Consider the following 15,134-nt stretch of genomic DNA (forward strand, 5'->3'; position numbering starts at 1 on the left):
CAACGCGTCGGGCACGGTCGGGCAGGCCCCGGCCCGGGAGGTCGCCCCGGGCTATCAGCATCAGGCCGTGCAGACCGCCGGCGCGCACACCGGTGGTGTGCAGCAGGCCACCACCCGGGAGGTCGCACCCGGCTACCAGCATCAGACCACCCCGATGGCCAGCGGCGACACCAGCGTCCAGACCACCTCACCGGCGGCGGTCGCGACCGGCCCCGTCACCACCCCACCGGTGGCCGCGGGTGCCGCGGCGGGCGGCGCGCCGCTCGCGTCCGCGCAGCCGGTGGGCGGCGCGGTCCAGCCGCCGCCGGCGGCCGCGGGCGCGCGCAACCCGGCCGACTGGCCCCCGCCACCGCGCGGCGTGCCGTCGTGGGGCCCGAGCGGCCCGCCGCCGGACGAGGGCCGCGCGGCCGACCGGGCGCAGCTGCAGGCGTGGGTGGAGCAGGCGCGGCAGATCCTCATCGATCAGGGCGTCGACCCGTCCCTGATGAACGAGGACCAGATGATCGCGCTCATCCAGCACGAGTCCAGCGGCAACCCGAACGCGATCAACCTGTGGGACTCGAACGCGACCGCCGGGCACCCGTCCAAGGGCCTGATGCAGACGATCGACTCCACGTTCACCGAGCACCACCTGCCCGGGCACGACAACATCTACGCGCCGGTGGACAACATCATCGCGGGCACCCGGTACGCGATCGACCGCTACGGCTCGATCTCGGACGTCCCGGGCGTCCGCAACCTGGAGCACGGCCGGGGCTACGTCGGCTACTGACGGGCTACTGACGGGCTACTGATGGGCTTCTGACCCGCTGCTGACCGGCGGTCCGCAGGACTTGGAGTCCGCGCTCCCCAGGAGGCCGCGGCATGGCGATGATCGCCGTGCCGCGGTCTTCGCACCTATGCTGCGCCACGCGTGCGGAAACCCGCGCGGTACGGCAATGGTGGAGGTGCCGAAATGGGAGCGATCCACGTCCATGAGTTCATGAGCCTCGACGGCGTGATCGACGCGCCGACCTGGACGTTCGACTACGGCTTCGACCCGCGGATGGGCGAGCGCATCGGCGCGGTGACCGGCCGCAGCGGCGGCATCCTGCTGGGGCGCACGACGTACGAGATGTTCGAGCCGGCGTGGTCGGTGCGCACGGTCGAGGACGACCCGGGGGCGCCGTTCTTCAACGACACCACCAAGTACGTGGTCTCGGGCACGCTCGAGCAGGCGACCTGGCGGAACTCGGAGATCGTCGGCGCGTACGACCCGAAGCGGATCGACGAGCTCAAGGCCGACGTCGCCGGGGAGATCTACGTGAGCGGCAGCGGCCGGCTGGTGCGGGCCATGCTCGCCGACGGCCTGGTCGACGAGCTGCACCTGTTCGTCTACCCGCTGACCCGGGGTGGCGGCCCGCGCCTGTTCCCGCCGGACGCGGCCGCGTCGACGATGGAGCTGGGCGCCACTGAGTCGTACGACAACGGCGTGGTCTACCTGAACTACCGCCCGCAGCTCTGACCCGGCTACACCAGGACTTCCAGCGGCTCGGGGTGGCTCAGGAAGCCCAGCGGGCTCGCCGTGCGGCCGTAGGCGCCCGCCATGAAGATCGCGATCAGGTCCCCCACCTCGGCGGCGGGCAGCAGCACGTCGTCGCCCAGGAGGTCCAGCGGGGTGCACAGGCAGCCGACCACGGTGACCTCCTCCGTGGCGGGCTCGTCGACCCGGTTCGCCACGGCGAGCGGGTAGTTGCGGCGGATCGCCTGGCCGAAGTTGCCCGACGCGGCCAGCTGGTGGTGGAGGCCACCGTCGACGACGAGGAAGGTCTTGCCGCGCGAGACCTTGCGGTCGACCACGCGCGTGACGTACACGCCGGCCTCGCCCACCAGGTACCGGCCCAGCTCGACCACCACGCGGGCCTCCGGCAGGCGCGCCGAGACGACGTCCACCAGCCCGGCCAGGTTCGCACCGATCGGCTCCAGGTCCAGCGGGCGGTCCCTGCGCGTGTACGGGATGCCGAAGCCACCGCCCAGGTTCAGGTACCGCACCGGCCCCGGGGCGAAGTCGGCCAGGCCGAGCACCAGGTCGACGGTCCGGCGCTGCGCCTCGCAGATCTCCTCCGCGCGCAGGTTCTGCGAACCGGCGAACACGTGGAAGCCCTGGAAGTCCACATCGGACAGCGCGGTGAGCAGCGACGGCACCCGCTCGGCGTCGATGCCGAACTGCTGCGGTCCGCCGCCGAGGCGCATGCCCGAGCCGCGCACCTGGAAGTCCGGGTTGACCCGCACCGCGACCCGCGGCCTGATCCCGAGCCGGCCGCTCACCGCGAGCACCCGGGCAAGCTCCAGTTCGGACTCCAGCTCGATCGTGACGCCGGCCGCCACGGCCTGCGACAGCTCGCCGGTGCTCTTGCCGGGACCGGCGAAGCTCAGCACCGCCGGGCTCAGCCGGGTGTCGAGCGCGTTGCGCAGCTCGATCCCCGACGCCACGTCGAAACCGTCCACCAGCTCGCTCAGCTGCTGCAGCACCGCCGGCATCGGGTTCGCCTTCACCGCGTAGCTCAGGTGGACGGTGCCCGGCAGCGCGGCCCGCACCTCGGCGACCCGCCGCGCCACCAGTCCCCTGTCGTACGCGAAGAACGGGGTGCTGCCGACCCGCGCCGCCAGCCGGGAGACCGGCACGCCACCGACCGCGAGCTGACCGTCGGCGCGCCCGTACCGGTCGACCACGCCGCGCGATGCCACCGACGTCATGCCAGCCTCCGGCGGATCTCGGTCCGGTCGAACTTCCCGTTGCCCGACCGCGGCAGCTCGTCGAGCACCTCGATCCGCCGCGGCTGCATGTACTTCGGCAGGTCCACCGCGAGCGCCTTCGCGAGCGTGTCGGTGTCGCACTCGCCGCCGACGACGAGCACGATGTACTGCCCCAGCACCTCGTCCGGCACGCCGAACGCGACCGTCTCGCCGACCAGACCGGTGCCGTACGCGGCCTGTTCGATCTCGGTCGGGCTGACCCGGTAGCCGGACGTCTTGATCATCTCGTCGTTGCGGCCGACGAAGTACAGGAAGCCGTCCTCGTCGCGGTAGGCCACGTCGCCCGACCAGACCGCGAGCTCGCCGCGGTACGCGGCCGGCCCGGCAGGCGGGAACGGGCGGAACCGCTCCGCCGTGCGGGCGGGGTCGTTCCAGTAGCCGAGCGCCACCAGCGCGCCGCGGTGCACGATCTCGCCGTGCTCGCCCGGCTCGCACGGGCTGCCGTCCGGCCGCACGACGAGCACCTCGGCGTTGGGGATCGACTTGCCGATGGAATCGGGCCTGTTGTCCACTTCGGAGGGATCGAGGTAGGTGGAGCGGAACGCCTCGGTCAGCCCGTACATCAGGTACGGCCGGGCGGACGGGAAGATCTCGCGCAGCCGCTCCAGGACCGGGCGCGGCATCCGGCCGCCGGTGTTGGCGAAGTACCGCAGGCTCGCCGTCGCCTCGGCCGGCCACCGCTGGCCCTGCAGCTGCTGCCACAGCGGCGGCACGCACGTGAGCGCGGTGACCCGGTGCCGGGCGCACAGCCGTACGACCTCGCGCGGCAGCAGGTAGTTCACCAGCACCACGTGCGCGCCGGCGACCAGCGCGGTGGTCACCTGGCTCAGGCCGGCGTCGAAGCTCAAAGGCAGCACGGAGAGCACCACGTCGTCGCTGGTGTGCTCCAAATAGGACGCGACGCTCTGCGCGCCGACGAGCAGGTTCCGGTGGGAGAGCACCACGCCCTTGGGCGAACCCGTGCTGCCCGAGGTGTAGAGGATGGCCGCGACGTCTATGTCGATCACCCCGTCGAGCACCCCGTCGAGCGCACCGTCTGCCGCGGCCGGCGAACCGGGCGTGGCGCACAGTGCGGACCACGGGATGAGACCCGGCGCGGCTGCGTAGTCGCCGACGAGGACGACGTGCTCCACGGGTCCCTCGAGCGGCCCCTCGGCCGGCTCGCAGAGCATGGCGCGGTGCCGCTCCGCCGTCGTGACGAGGACCTTGGCCGCGCAGTCGGCCAGCACGTAGCGCACCTGCGGCGGCTTGAACACGGGGTTCACCGGCACGAACACGGCTCCCGCCGCGGACGCGGCGAGGATCGCCACGACGGTCTCGAGCCGCTTCTCCAGGTACACCACGACCCGGTCGCCCCGCCCGACCCCGAGGCGGCGCAGCCCCGCCGCGGCCGCGGCGACCCGGCCGGACAGCTCGGCGTAGGTGAGCGTCTCGTCCTTCCAGGTCACCGCGGGCCGGTCGGGGTCGCCGCAGCGCAGCAGGTCGTCGAGCCGGGTGAGCAGCCCGGTCACGACGACTCGGCGCCGGCCGTGACGACCAGCGGGCACAGCGCCTCCCACAGCGAGCCGACGGTCGCGAACGTCGACTCGTTGAGGATGTCGTCGGGCAGCTCGACGTCATACCGGTCCTCGACGTCGGCCAGCAGCTCCACCAGGCTCATCGAGTCCAGGCCGAGGCTCGCCAGCTCGCTCGACGCCAGAAGGTCACCCGCGTCGGCGTACGGCAGGTGCGGCCGCAGGATCTCCTGGAACTCGCTCGGTACTTCCAACGTAGCCATTGCGCCACCTCAGCAGTGAATATGAACCGGGAATATGAACCCGGGACGGTGAACCGGGGAATGCGAATATCGGGTGCGGAAAGATTCGCCGACCGCGCGCGCGAGCGTCAAGGCGACCACGGCGGCCGGGATTGTCGGCAACAACCTGCCACCGGCTGCCCGTTGGCCCCGCCCGGATCCGGCCCGACCATTGACGAAACTCCATCTGGCCAGTCCACACGAAAATCCGAACGAGGAGATGATCGCGATGGATCGGATTCGGGTGTTGCTCGTCGGCGGACCGAGCGAGATCACCGGCGAGGGCCGCGTGCGCGAGGTCGCGACCCTGTCCGAGGCCGTGAAGGTCGTGCACGGCGGCGGCCGCGAGCACTTCCGGTACTCGGGCGAGTCCCGCGAGCTCCACGGCGCACCGCTGCCCGTCTTCCGGTGGTGCGACCGGACCAAGATCGCCGAGTAGCCGCGCCACCAGGAGCACACCGGCGGCCACCGGCGACCCGCAACAACCTGCCAGCGAGGCGACATTGCGCCGCTCGCCGCGACGCCGTTACCGTCCGGAACATATCGCCACCAATTCCGAACAAAGCGTTGGCTTTTTTGGACAACCCTCGGTCGCGGCGCGATGAATTTACAGGGAGAAAGAAGTGTCCGGTGAAACGCCTCTGAGCTACGGCCAGCTGTACAGCTGGCGTGAGATCGAGACTTACCCGGCCGGCTGGCGGATGGAAGCCAACATCCCGGCGACCTGGGACCTGCGCGGAATTCCGGCGGCGCGGGTGGACGAGGCGCTGCGCCTGCTGATCGAGCGACACGAGCCGTTGCGGACCACCTACCACGTGCGCGACGGAGTCCCGTCGCAGCGGGTGCACACGCGGCTCCCGCAGCCGATCGAGCGGGTGGACAAGGTCATCACCAGCTACAGCGAGCCGGACCGGATGACCGCCGAGCTCGTCGCGACGCCGATCGCGATGACCGGCGGGCCGTGCTGGCGCGGGGTCCTGGTGAGCATGCACGGCGAGCCGATGTTCCTCTCGCTCTCGTTCTCCCACCTGATCCTGGACATCTGGTCGACCCTGGAACTGGAGCGCCAGTTCCACGTGCTCGCGGCGGACCCGGCGGCCGAGCTGCCGGCCACGGTCTCCCCGGTCGAGCTGGCACGCGCCCAGCGAGGCGACGCGCAGGCCGGCCGGCGCCGTGCGGCCGAGCGGTACTGGGGCACGTTCATCGGCAGCCGGCTGCCGGGCGGGTGGCCCACGTTGCCGTTCGACGGCACCGCCAACCGCATCCAGGTGACGCTGCACTCGCGGGCGCTGACCGAAGCGACGAACGCCGCCGCCGGGGCGCACGCGACCACCGCGGCCACGGTGCTGATGTCGCTGGTGGCCGCCGGCCTGTCGCGGCATCTGGGCACCGGGCAGGTGCTGCTGAACCTGATGTTCAACAACCGTCTGGCGGCCGAGCTCAAGCAGACCGTGGGCACGCTGAACCAGCTCATCCCCGTGCTGGTCGACGTCGACCAGCACGCGTCGCTGGCGGCACACACCAAGCACGCGCACTGGGCGGCGGTCAAGGCGTACCGGCACTCCAGCTACGACACCGACCGGGTCTTCCAGCTGGCGCGGGAGGGCGCCGGCGACGTGACCACGGCACACGACTGCTGGTTCAACCACCTGTTCCCCTGCTGGTTCAACTATCTCGACCTCGGTGGCGCCGCCGAGCAGAACGCCGCACCCGAGCCGGCGGTCCTGGAATGGGCGCCACGAGCCCGGCAGTACGGCCAGCCGTTCGACACGCGCGTCACCGTTCGCAACGGGCACACCCAGCTCCAGCTGCGCGCGGACCCGGCGCTGCTCGACGCGGACGCGCTGACCGACGTGCTGCGCACCGTCGTGCACGGCACGCTGATGGCCCTGACCAACCCCGAGGCGAGCCTGGCCGACCTGACCGCGTGCCTCGCCGGCGACCTGCCGGCCGCCGTGTTCCCGGGAGACGTCGCCGAGCCGCCGTGGCTGGCCGCCTAGCGCACACGTTCTCGCGGCGGACGGCTGACCGCCGGTGCGAACCCGATTCGAAAGAGAGGCGCGGCGATGGCCGGTGGACCGGTTTTGGCCGAGTGGTTTCTACGTGGATTGAGCCGCAACGGCGATGGTGAGGCGTTGCGGCTCGGTACCCGGAGCTTCAGTTACCGGCAACTGCACGAGCGCGCGCTGGCCATCGCCGGCGACCTGGTCGCCGCGCGCGCCGGGGCTCGCCGGGTCGGCCTGCTCGCCACCGCCAGCGAGCAGGCATACGCCGGAATGATCGCCGCCGGCTACGCCGGCGCGGCCGTCGTGCCGCTCAACCCGGGATTCCCCGCGGAGCGCAACCGGCAGATGATCGACGCGGCCGAGCTGGACGCCGTGATCGTCGACGACGCCGGCCAGGCGACGCTGGCCGACCTCGCGCCCGCGTTGCGCGATGTGGCCGTCGTCGGCGAGCCGTCCGGCAAGCCGCTCGCCGAACCGCTGCTGGCCTCCCCGGACGATGTCGCGTACATCCTGTTCACCTCGGGCTCGACCGGGCGTCCGAAGGGCGTGCCGGTACTGCACAGCAATATCGGCGCCTATCTGGAGTTCGTGCACGACCGCTACGAGTTCACGAGTGCCGATGTCTTCTCGCACACCTTCGACCTGACGTTCGACCCGGCGATGTGCGACCTGTTCGCGGCGTGGGGCAGCGGCGGGGTCGCGGTCTTCGTGCCACAGCACGCCTATTCGTCGCTCGCGCGGTTCATCGCCAGGCACGAGATCACCGTGTGGCACTCCGGCCCGACGGTGATCTCGCTCGTCCGGCGGGTCGGCGGCTTGCGCGCGGGCTGCTTCCCCACGTTGCGCTGGAGCCTTTTCTGCTCCGAACCGCTCCTGGCCGCCGACGCCGCGGACTGGTCGGCGGCGGCGAGCAACTGCACGCTGGACAACACGTACGGCCCCACGGAGACGACGATCACCTGCACGGTGCACCGCTGGCGCCCGGAGTCGTCGCCCCGACGCAGCGTCAACGGCGTCGTTCCCATCGGCGCGATCTATCCCGGAAACGAGTGCCTCGTCTACGACGCGCACACCGACAGCGAGGCGGCCGTCGGCGAACTGTGCGTCGCCGGCAGCCAGGTGTTCCCCGGCTATCTCGACCCGGCCGACGACGAGGGCCGGTTCCTGGAGCGAAACGGGCGGCGCTGGTATCGCACGGGTGACCTCGTGCGCTGCCTCGACGGCGGCGAGTACGCCTGGCTGGGCAGGACCGATCACCAGGTGAAGATTCGCGGCGTACGGATCGAGCTGCCCGAGGTGGAGCACGCGGTGCGCAGGCTCTCCGGCGTGCGCGCGGCGATCGCGGTGGCGGTGCGGGGCGAGCTCGTGGTGTTCTGCATCGGCGACGAGCGCCCGGTCGGCGAGCTGACCGACGAGCTGGGAACCTTCCTGCCCCGGGCGCTGATCCCGCACCGGTTCCTCTTCGTCGACGAGTTCCCGCTCAGCACCAACCGCAAGATCGACCGCAAGGTCCTCACCGCCCGGGCCGAGCAGTTCGTCTCGGCGAGGGTGGCCTGATGAGCGCCGCGCGGCAGGCCGAGCTGTGCTGGGGTCAGCGGTACCACTGGTTGCGCTACCAGGCCGTGCCGGAGGACGCGCGCCACGACGCCCACATCGTGGTGCGCAGCCCGCTGCCCGGCGGCGTCACCGTCGCGCACCTCCGGACGGCGCTGAACCTGCTGGTGCGCCGGCACGAGGCGCTGCGCACCGTGTACCACGTCGACGCCGACCCGTGGCCGCGGCAGCAGGTGCGCCCGCCCGCGCCGGTGCCGTTGCACGAGGTGAGCACGGAGGCGGACGGGACACCGAGTCCGGCGGAGGTCCTGCACGAGCTGACCGTCACCAACTTCGCGCTCGCCGACGAGGCGCCGGCGCGAGCCTGCGTGGTGACGACCGGGGGCGTGCCGCGCCAGCTGGTGCTGGTGCTCAACCACATATCGTTCGACGACTGGAGCATCGACGAGCTCCGCAAGGAGCTCCAGGCCATCCTGGCCGCCATCGCGCAGCGCAAGCCGGCCGCGCTGCCGCCGGTGATCCACCAGCCGGTGGACGTGGCGCGCGACGAGTCGGCCCGGCCGCGTGCGGCCGTGGACGCCGCGCTCGACCACTGGCGTGCCGAGATCGCCGGGGTGCCCGCGGACATGTTCGTGCACCGCCGGGTCGCCGGTGCGCAGACCGGTTCGCAGACCGGTGCGGTGACCGGTACGGAGGTCACCGCGTACAGCGCGGCGCTGACCGCGCCGTCCCTGCTCGCGGTCGTCCGCGACATCGCCGGGCAGCACAACACGTGGACCTCCGCGGTGCACCTCGCCGCGTACACGGCGACGATGGCCGCCTACACCTGCTCGGCGGTCGTCGCGCCGCAGTGGCTGACCAGCCACCGCCGGGCCGGTGCCCAGATGTCCGTGCTGACCTGTATGTTCTCGCCCGCCCTGGTACCGGTGCAGGTGGCCGACGACCCGTCGTTCGCGGAGGTGCTGCGCCGCGTCGTGGCCGGGGCCGAGCGGGCGCGCGCACACGCGAACGTGCCGTACGACGAGGTACTCGAGCTGACCTCGCTGGAGAGCTTCCGCCGTGGGCAGCCGGTGCGCACGGCGTCCGAGCTGAACTTCCTCAACTACGCGCCCCGGTCCTGCGGGACCAGGCGCGACCGGTTCACCTGGAACGGGGAGCCGACCGACTGGGCCAAGGCCGGGACCGACACCTACACCCGGGTCTACGAGTGGCAGGACGGGATCACCATCGGCCTGGCCGCGATGGCCACGGTCATGGACGCCGACGCCGTCGAGCGATTCCTCCGCGGGTACGTCGATCTGCTGAGGCTGCACCGGGATCCGTCGGTGGACCTGCGCATCAGCGAGGTGGCCGCGCGGATCGGGTTCGCCCCGCCGGCGCAGCTGCGCACCGCGCGGATCGGGACCGACCTCGTCGACCTGGATGCCACCGAGGCCGCGTTGCGGGAGCATCCCGGCGTCGCCTCGGCCACCGTGCGGGCCACCGTGCGGGCCGGCGAGCAGGGCCTGGTCGCGGAAGTCGCTCCGGCAGGCACCGTCACCCCGGCCGAGCTGCGCGGCCACCTGCTCGACGTGATGGAGGACCGGGCCGGCGTGCGCTGCCCCGGCTGGTTCGAGATCGACGGCGCCGCCGCGGGCGACGGCCTGCCGGCACAGCCCCGCACGCCGGCCACCGCCGCGGAGGAGGCGCTCGCCGCCGCGGTCGCCGAGGTGAACGGCCTCGAGGTGGTCGACCTGGCCGGCAGCTACACCGCGGCAGGCGGGCGGATGCTTCGCCTGCCCCGGGTGCTCGGCGCGCTGCGCGAAGGCGGTTGGGCCGGCCTCACGGTGCGCCGGCTCGCCGGGGCGCGGCCACTGGCCGGGCTGGCCGCGCAGCTCCACCGGTCGCAGGCCACCCACCACCTTCGTGATCAGCCCGCGGCGGCAGGTGCCGGGCGTGGCTAGGCTGCGCCAGGTGCACGAGGAGCGACGCAGGGACATCAGCGTGTCACCCCCGCTGGAGCCGGCCGACCATGCGGTCGAAGCGGCGCGGGAACCGGGACCGGCCGCGTTCGCGGTACGGCCCGTGGCCGCGATCTGCCTGGGCCTGGCGGCGGTGCTGACCGCGCTGTCCGGGCGGTACGGGTTCCACCGCGACGAGCTGTATTTCGTCGCGGCCGGCAACCGGCTGGACTGGGGCTACGTGGACCAGCCGCCGCTGACCCCGCTGCTGGCCAGGGTGAGTACGACGTTGTTCGGTGACACGCCGGCCGGGCTGCGCGTGGTGGCCACGCTGCTGACCGTCGCGATCGTCGTGGTCGCCGCGCTCGTGGCCCGCGAGCTCGGCGGCGGGCGCGGCGCGCAGACGCTGACCGCGGCGACCGTGGCGACCTCCTCGGTGATCGTCACCACCGGCCACATGCTGGCCACCGCCACCGTCGACACGCTCATCTGGCTGGTGCTCTGCCTGCTGGTGCTGCGGCTGGCCCGAACCGGTGACGGCCGCTGGTACCTCGCGATCGGTGCCACCGCCGGGATCGGGGTGCTGAACAAGTACCTGGTGCTGCTGCTGCTCGCCGCGCTGCTGGTGTCGATCGCCGCGGTGGGCCCGCGGCGGGTGCTGTGCACCTGGTGGCTGGCCGCCGGGGCGCTGATCGCGTGCGCGATCGCGGCGCCGACGGTGATCTGGCAAGCCGCGCACGGGTGGCCGCAGCTGACGATCGCGTCCGCGATCAACGACCAGAACGGCGTGGAGAACCGCGTGCTGTTCGTGCCGTTCCAGCTGGTCTACACGGCACCGCTGTACGCGCCGATCTGGCTCGCCGGGCTGGTGCGGCTGTTCCGGGACCCGCAGGTGCGCTGGGCGCGTGCGTTCGCCGTCGCCTACCTGCTGCTCGCGGCGCTGATGTTGGTCGCCGCCGGCAAGCCGTACTACGTGATCGGCCTGCTGGTCGTCATGATGGCCGCCGGTGCCGAACCCGCGCTGCGCTGGGCACGGCGCATCGGGCGGCCCTGGCTACTGCCGGCCACCGTGGTCGTCGTCGCCGTGGTCTACACCGCCGCCACGCTGCCGGTCTGGCCGCGGACCGCGCTGAACCCGGTGAACGCGATGAACAAGGAGCAGGGTGAGCAGGTCGGCTGGCCCGAGCTGGCCGGCCAGGTGGCGACCGCGTGGCGGGAGATCCCGGAAGCGGACCGCGGCCGTGCGGTGATCTTCACCCAGAACTACGGCGAGGCCGCGGCGATCGACCGGTACGCGCGGGCCGACGGCCTGCCGCGGGCCTACTCCGGCCACATGAGCTACGCCGACTGGGGCACGCCGCCCGACTCCGCGACCGGACCCGTGCTGCTCGTGCGTTTCCCGGCCAACGAGAAGCTGGCACGCCAGTTCACCGGCTGCCGCGTCGTGCGGCGCGTCGACAACGGCTACGGCGTGCACAACCCGGAGCAGGGTTCCCTGGTCGAGCTGTGCCAGGGGCCCCGGCTGCCGTGGTCGGCGCTGTGGCACGAACTCCGCCACACGTACTGACGGATCGGCCTGACGGATCGGCCTGACGCATCGCCCAGACGCATCGCCGCACGCCCGGAGCAACTGGACGTCCGACGTGGACTGCCAACGGACCGATGCACGAAAGAGCCGGGCCGCCGGCCCGGCTCTTTCGTGTGTTCGGGTCAGCCACCCTGCACCAGGCTGCGGCGCGCGGCCTGCACGCCGGCCTGGAACCGGCTCACCGCGTCGAGGTTGCGCATCAGCTCGGCGATGTGGCGGCGGCAGGTGCGCACCGACATGCCGAGCTTGCGGGCGAGCACCTCGTCGGTGAAGCCCTTGGCCATGAGGCCGGCGATGGTCTGGTGGAGGTCGTCGGCCACGTCCGCGTAGCCGGACTCGAAGCACTCCAACGGGGTCGCGGCGTCCCACAGGTGGTTGAACACGTCCAGCAGGAACTGCACCACGTCGTCGTCCCGCACGCGGGACGCGGTCGTCTTGCCGTCCGCCGAACCCAGCAGTACGGCCACGGACCGGTCGAACACGACGGCCGCGCGGGGCACGTGGCTGACCGTGCGCACCTGGGCGCCGGAGTCGATGAGGCCCTTCAACGTCATCCGCGCGACGAGGTCGGCGCGCGTGCGGTGCTGGCAGATGATCCGCACCGCGACCCCGCGCGCGAGCAGGCTCGAGCACACGGGCAGGAAGTCGTCGAACCCCTCGGCGTCGTTGGTGGCGCGCAGCACGAGCACGTCCTCCCGGCACGCGTCGCCGGCGAGCTTGAGGTAGCCGCCCACCTCGACCGCGCCACCCACTCGCTCCACAGAGGACAGCTCGGTGGCCGGCCGGCCGTTGCGGGTGTAGTCCCGGCGGAACACCTCCGCCCATTCGTGGATGCGCGCGATCAGCTCGCGGCGCTGGTAGATCTCCCGCTCCATCGGCGAAACCAGCAGCGCGGCGGCGACCTCCGGGTCGACCGGGACGAGGAGGCGGCCGGCGTCCTCCGCGCGCAGCAGCCTGGTCTCCAGCAGCCGTTCCACCGCCTCGGTGACCGCGGACACCTCGAGCTCGAGGTCCTCGGCGACGGTCTCCACCGCGTCGATCGCACCCTTGCGCGCCGCGTACCGGTAGACGTTCGCGATGTGCTCGTGCAGAACCGACGCGCTGCCGTTGGGTAACAAGGTTCCCGATTGCATGACAGTTCTCCCGTGAGTGCCTGTGGCTACCTGGCGAACATGGCGGCCGCTCTGCCACCGGAGACGATCTCTGGCCCGTCCATGCTGGGGTCCCCGCGCAGGATCGCCTGCTGCAGCTGGCGCACCTTGGCGGACGGGTCGACGCCGAGCTGGTTGACCATCGTGTTGCGCAGCCGCTGGAAGATCTCGAGGGCGCGCCACTGCCAGCCCGACCGGTAGAGCGCGAGCATGTAGTGGGCGTGGAAGTTCTCCGACATCGGGTAGCGCGCGCACAGCGCGGCGAGCTCGCCGAGCAGCCCCCGGTGCCGGCCGAGCGCCAGGTCCATCTCGATGCGCAGGTCCAGGTCGGCGAGGCGGTTCTCCTCCAGCCGCGCCACCTCGATCATGAGCTGCGAGCCGGCGGACACGTCGGACAGTGCCGACCCGCGCCACAGGTCGAGCGCGGAGGCGAGCGTCGCGGACGCGGTCTCCGGGTCGCCGGTCTCCGCGATCCGCCTGCCCAGCGCGGAGGACTGCACGTACCGGCCCGCGTCGACGTTCTCCGGCGGCACGTTCAGCCGGTAGCCGAGCTGCTCGGTGGCGACGACGGTCTTGGCCGCGCACCGGGACTCGTCGCCGATCGCGCAGTCGAGGTCCTTGCGCAGCTTCCCGACGTAGGTGTGCAGCGTCGTGAGCGCGCTGCGTGGTGTGGCGGGGCCCCAGATCTCGTCCATGATGGCCGAGACCGGCACCACCTTCCCGGCGTTGAGGGCCAGGATCGCCAACAGCTGACGCGGTTTGCCCGCGGTCGGCGCGAACGACACCCCGCCGACGACGGCTTCCATGCTGCCCAGCAGCTTGACTTCGACGCTCACGATCTTCTCCGTTCCAACTTCGTTCACGGCTTGCCGAGACCGTGTTCGATCGCGGTGCGCAGGAGCCGGCCGGCCAGTGCGACCTCCAGCTCCCGCAGGCCTAACAACTCGACGAGCAGGACGTCGTCGACGTGCGTGCGTCCGGGGTGGTCCCCGGTGAGGACACGGCCGAGATCGGTCTCGATCCGGCGGCGGTGCCGCCAGCCGGCCTGCCGCCGGTGCCAGCCCTCGCGCGGCGCCCCGAGCGGTTCCGCCGCGCCGTCCGAACCGGACAGGTGCTGCCGGACCACCGCGCGGTGCGGGTTGTCCACCACCAGCTGCAGATCGTCGACGTACACCTGGTCGATGGCGTCCAGCAGCTCGTCGGGCAGGTCGGCACCGGACGCGTTGATGAGCAGCACGCCCGGTGCGGGCGTGCCGACGTCCAGCCGGCCGCGGTCGCGGGCGGCGACGATGAACAGGCTCGCGCCGAACGCCGTCTGCCGCGCCTCGCCGCTGACCGACAGGCCGATCCCGGCGAGTTCCAGCCGCTCCGCGACGGCCCGGTCGACCGGCGGTTCCGGTCCGGACGCGGGCGCGTACACGGCGACGTGGCTGAGGTTGGGCAGGTAGGCCGCGATGACCGCGAGCAGCAGGTCGGTCGGGCTCTCGCCACCGAAGACGGCGACGGTCCCCACGCCGGTCCCGTGCAGCTCGCGGACGGCCAGCGAGGCCACCGCGGCGGCGCACACCATCCGCAGGCAGGCGGTCGGCAGCAGGCAGCGCTCACCGCTGCCCAAGTCCTCGACGAGTGTCAGCTCCGGGTCGGACGCGAGGCCGGCGACAAACCGACCGGTCCGGCGCTGCGCCGGAGCGGGCCGGCCGACGAGGTCCTCGGCCACGACCGCGAGCGGATCGAGCAGGTCGATCGCCCGCAGCAGATCCTCGGCCTGCAGCCGAGGGATGGAGCCTGTCATCTTCGCCGCCTCCAGCGGATCTTGAGAGCTGTCCGTCGATACCAATCGTGCACACGGCACTGCTGAACGCCTTCTGATCCGCTCTCGATCAAGGAGAAGAGGTGAAGAGTCGATGAAGGTCCAACCGAGAGGACCGTGTTGTTGGTTAGTCTCATTCGATAGTTCGAAGTTCAGCGAAAACCAAGCGGTTTTCGAGGACGGGGGTTACGCCATGAACACCAACCCGAACACGAACCGGAGGCTCCTCCCCACGACCGGTCTGCTGGTCGCCGTGGCAGCCACGCTCTCCCTGGTCACGCCCGCCGCCGCGGTCGCGGACGACTCCCCTTGGGACCGCGGGACACACGGTGGCCGCACCGCCGTCAGCCGAGACTTAGCCGACGGCACGGACTGCGGCACCGGAACCGGAACCGGCACGGGCGGCGACGAGCGCGACGACGACTCGCCCTGGGACTGACCGCCCCGGGTCAGTCCGTGGTCTGCGTGGCGCCGACGATGTCGTCGGCGCACAA

The 15,134-nt window shown here is 72.0% G+C and carries 14 protein-coding genes; 8 read left to right on the top strand and 6 right to left on the bottom strand.

Going from position 1 to position 15,134, the window contains the following annotated elements; genetic code table 11:
- Together VH969_RS14465 and VH969_RS14470 are read left to right on the top strand one after the other, a co-directional pair.
- Positions 1-772, top strand: a 772-nt coding sequence (locus VH969_RS14465) for a transglycosylase SLT domain-containing protein (RefSeq protein WP_331974253.1), incomplete at its 5' end; no start/stop codon positions are given.
- Between the two features lie 183 nt (positions 773-955).
- On the top strand, positions 956-1,504 hold the full coding sequence (locus tag VH969_RS14470; protein WP_331974254.1) for a dihydrofolate reductase family protein: 549 nt from the start codon (positions 956-958) through the stop codon (positions 1,502-1,504).
- 5 nt (positions 1,505-1,509) lie between these two features.
- Here VH969_RS14470 and VH969_RS14475 read toward each other — a convergent pair whose 3' ends face one another.
- The 3 genes from VH969_RS14475 to VH969_RS14485 are packed head-to-tail and all read right to left on the bottom strand — an operon-like array spanning position 1,510 to position 4,573.
- Positions 1,510-2,736 (bottom strand): pyridoxal-dependent decarboxylase, exosortase A system-associated, encoded by a 1,227-nt coding sequence (locus VH969_RS14475; RefSeq protein WP_331974255.1) that lies wholly within the window; start codon positions 2,734-2,736, stop codon positions 1,510-1,512.
- Complete coding sequence (locus tag VH969_RS14480; protein ID WP_331974256.1) at positions 2,733-4,307, bottom strand: acyl-CoA ligase (AMP-forming), exosortase A system-associated; 1,575 nt, start codon at positions 4,305-4,307, stop codon at positions 2,733-2,735. Before VH969_RS14480 ends, VH969_RS14475 begins: the two co-directional genes overlap by 4 nt.
- Positions 4,304-4,573 (bottom strand): phosphopantetheine-binding protein, encoded by a 270-nt coding sequence (locus VH969_RS14485; protein WP_331974257.1) that lies wholly within the window; start codon positions 4,571-4,573, stop codon positions 4,304-4,306. The genes VH969_RS14480 and VH969_RS14485 overlap by 4 nt, the downstream gene beginning before the upstream one ends.
- A 247-nt stretch (positions 4,574-4,820) precedes the next feature.
- Between VH969_RS14485 and VH969_RS14490 the strand changes: the two genes are divergently transcribed.
- The 5 genes from VH969_RS14490 to VH969_RS14510 all read left to right on the top strand — a co-directional run bounded on the left by VH969_RS14490 (position 4,821) and on the right by VH969_RS14510 (position 11,658).
- Positions 4,821-5,030, top strand: a complete 210-nt coding sequence (locus tag VH969_RS14490; RefSeq protein WP_331974258.1) for a DUF5988 family protein — start codon at positions 4,821-4,823, stop codon at positions 5,028-5,030.
- Positions 5,031-5,214: 184 nt separating this feature from the next.
- Entirely contained in the window at positions 5,215-6,591 is a 1,377-nt protein-coding gene (locus tag VH969_RS14495; RefSeq protein WP_331974259.1) for a condensation domain-containing protein, read from the top strand.
- A gap of 66 nt (positions 6,592-6,657) precedes the next feature.
- Positions 6,658-8,154: an amino acid adenylation domain-containing protein gene (locus VH969_RS14500; protein WP_331974260.1), complete on the top strand. Its 1,497-nt coding sequence runs from the start codon at positions 6,658-6,660 to the stop codon at positions 8,152-8,154.
- Entirely contained in the window at positions 8,154-10,094 is a 1,941-nt protein-coding gene (locus VH969_RS14505) for a condensation domain-containing protein (RefSeq protein ID WP_331974261.1), read from the top strand. The genes VH969_RS14500 and VH969_RS14505 overlap by 1 nt, the downstream gene beginning before the upstream one ends.
- A complete protein-coding gene (locus VH969_RS14510) occupies positions 10,087-11,658 on the top strand; it encodes an ArnT family glycosyltransferase (protein WP_331974262.1) in 1,572 nt (523 codons plus the stop codon). The genes VH969_RS14505 and VH969_RS14510 overlap by 8 nt, the downstream gene beginning before the upstream one ends.
- A 143-nt stretch (positions 11,659-11,801) precedes the next feature.
- On the opposite strand, the gene VH969_RS14515 is transcribed toward VH969_RS14510, so the two are convergent.
- Genes VH969_RS14515 through VH969_RS14525 form a run of 3 tightly spaced genes read right to left on the bottom strand, consistent with a single transcriptional unit; the run spans position 11,802 to position 14,622 of the window.
- The gene (locus VH969_RS14515) at positions 11,802-12,812 is read right to left on the bottom strand and encodes a hypothetical protein (RefSeq protein ID WP_331974263.1); all 1,011 of its coding nucleotides are present in this window, start codon (positions 12,810-12,812) and stop codon (positions 11,802-11,804) included.
- A 26-nt stretch (positions 12,813-12,838) separates the two neighbouring features.
- Positions 12,839-13,666 carry an AfsR/SARP family transcriptional regulator gene (locus VH969_RS14520; RefSeq protein WP_331974264.1) on the bottom strand — a complete coding sequence of 276 codons (828 nt, stop codon included), beginning with the start codon at positions 13,664-13,666 and terminating at the stop codon, positions 12,839-12,841.
- Between the two features lie 23 nt (positions 13,667-13,689).
- A complete protein-coding gene (locus VH969_RS14525; protein WP_331974265.1) occupies positions 13,690-14,622 on the bottom strand; it encodes a hypothetical protein in 933 nt (310 codons plus the stop codon).
- Positions 14,623-14,833: 211 nt separating this feature from the next.
- On the opposite strand from VH969_RS14525, the gene VH969_RS14530 reads away from it, so the two are divergent.
- Positions 14,834-15,079, top strand: a complete 246-nt coding sequence (locus VH969_RS14530; protein WP_331974266.1) for a hypothetical protein — start codon at positions 14,834-14,836, stop codon at positions 15,077-15,079.
- Positions 15,080-15,134 lie beyond the last annotated feature (55 nt).

Source organism: Actinophytocola sp., from assembly GCF_036555685.1.
In the GTDB taxonomy this organism is placed as follows: Bacteria; Actinomycetota; Actinomycetes; order Mycobacteriales; family Pseudonocardiaceae; genus Actinophytocola.

Bases quoted from the DNA above. Each gene is read 5' to 3' on its own strand.
- VH969_RS14470 (WP_331974254.1), top strand. From the start codon at position 956: ATGGGAGCGATCCACGTCCATGAGTTCATGAGCCTCGACGGCGTGATC.
- VH969_RS14475 (WP_331974255.1), bottom strand. From the start codon at position 2,736: ATGACGTCGGTGGCATCGCGCGGCGTGGTCGACCGGTACGGGCGCGCC.
- VH969_RS14485 (WP_331974257.1), bottom strand. From the start codon at position 4,573: ATGGCTACGTTGGAAGTACCGAGCGAGTTCCAGGAGATCCTGCGGCCG.
- VH969_RS14490 (WP_331974258.1), top strand. From the start codon at position 4,821: ATGGATCGGATTCGGGTGTTGCTCGTCGGCGGACCGAGCGAGATCACC.
- VH969_RS14500 (WP_331974260.1), top strand. From the start codon at position 6,658: ATGGCCGGTGGACCGGTTTTGGCCGAGTGGTTTCTACGTGGATTGAGC.
- VH969_RS14505 (WP_331974261.1), top strand. From the start codon at position 8,154: ATGAGCGCCGCGCGGCAGGCCGAGCTGTGCTGGGGTCAGCGGTACCAC.
- VH969_RS14515 (WP_331974263.1), bottom strand. From the start codon at position 12,812: ATGCAATCGGGAACCTTGTTACCCAACGGCAGCGCGTCGGTTCTGCAC.
- VH969_RS14525 (WP_331974265.1), bottom strand. From the start codon at position 14,622: ATGACAGGCTCCATCCCTCGGCTGCAGGCCGAGGATCTGCTGCGGGCG.
- VH969_RS14530 (WP_331974266.1), top strand. From the start codon at position 14,834: ATGAACACCAACCCGAACACGAACCGGAGGCTCCTCCCCACGACCGGT.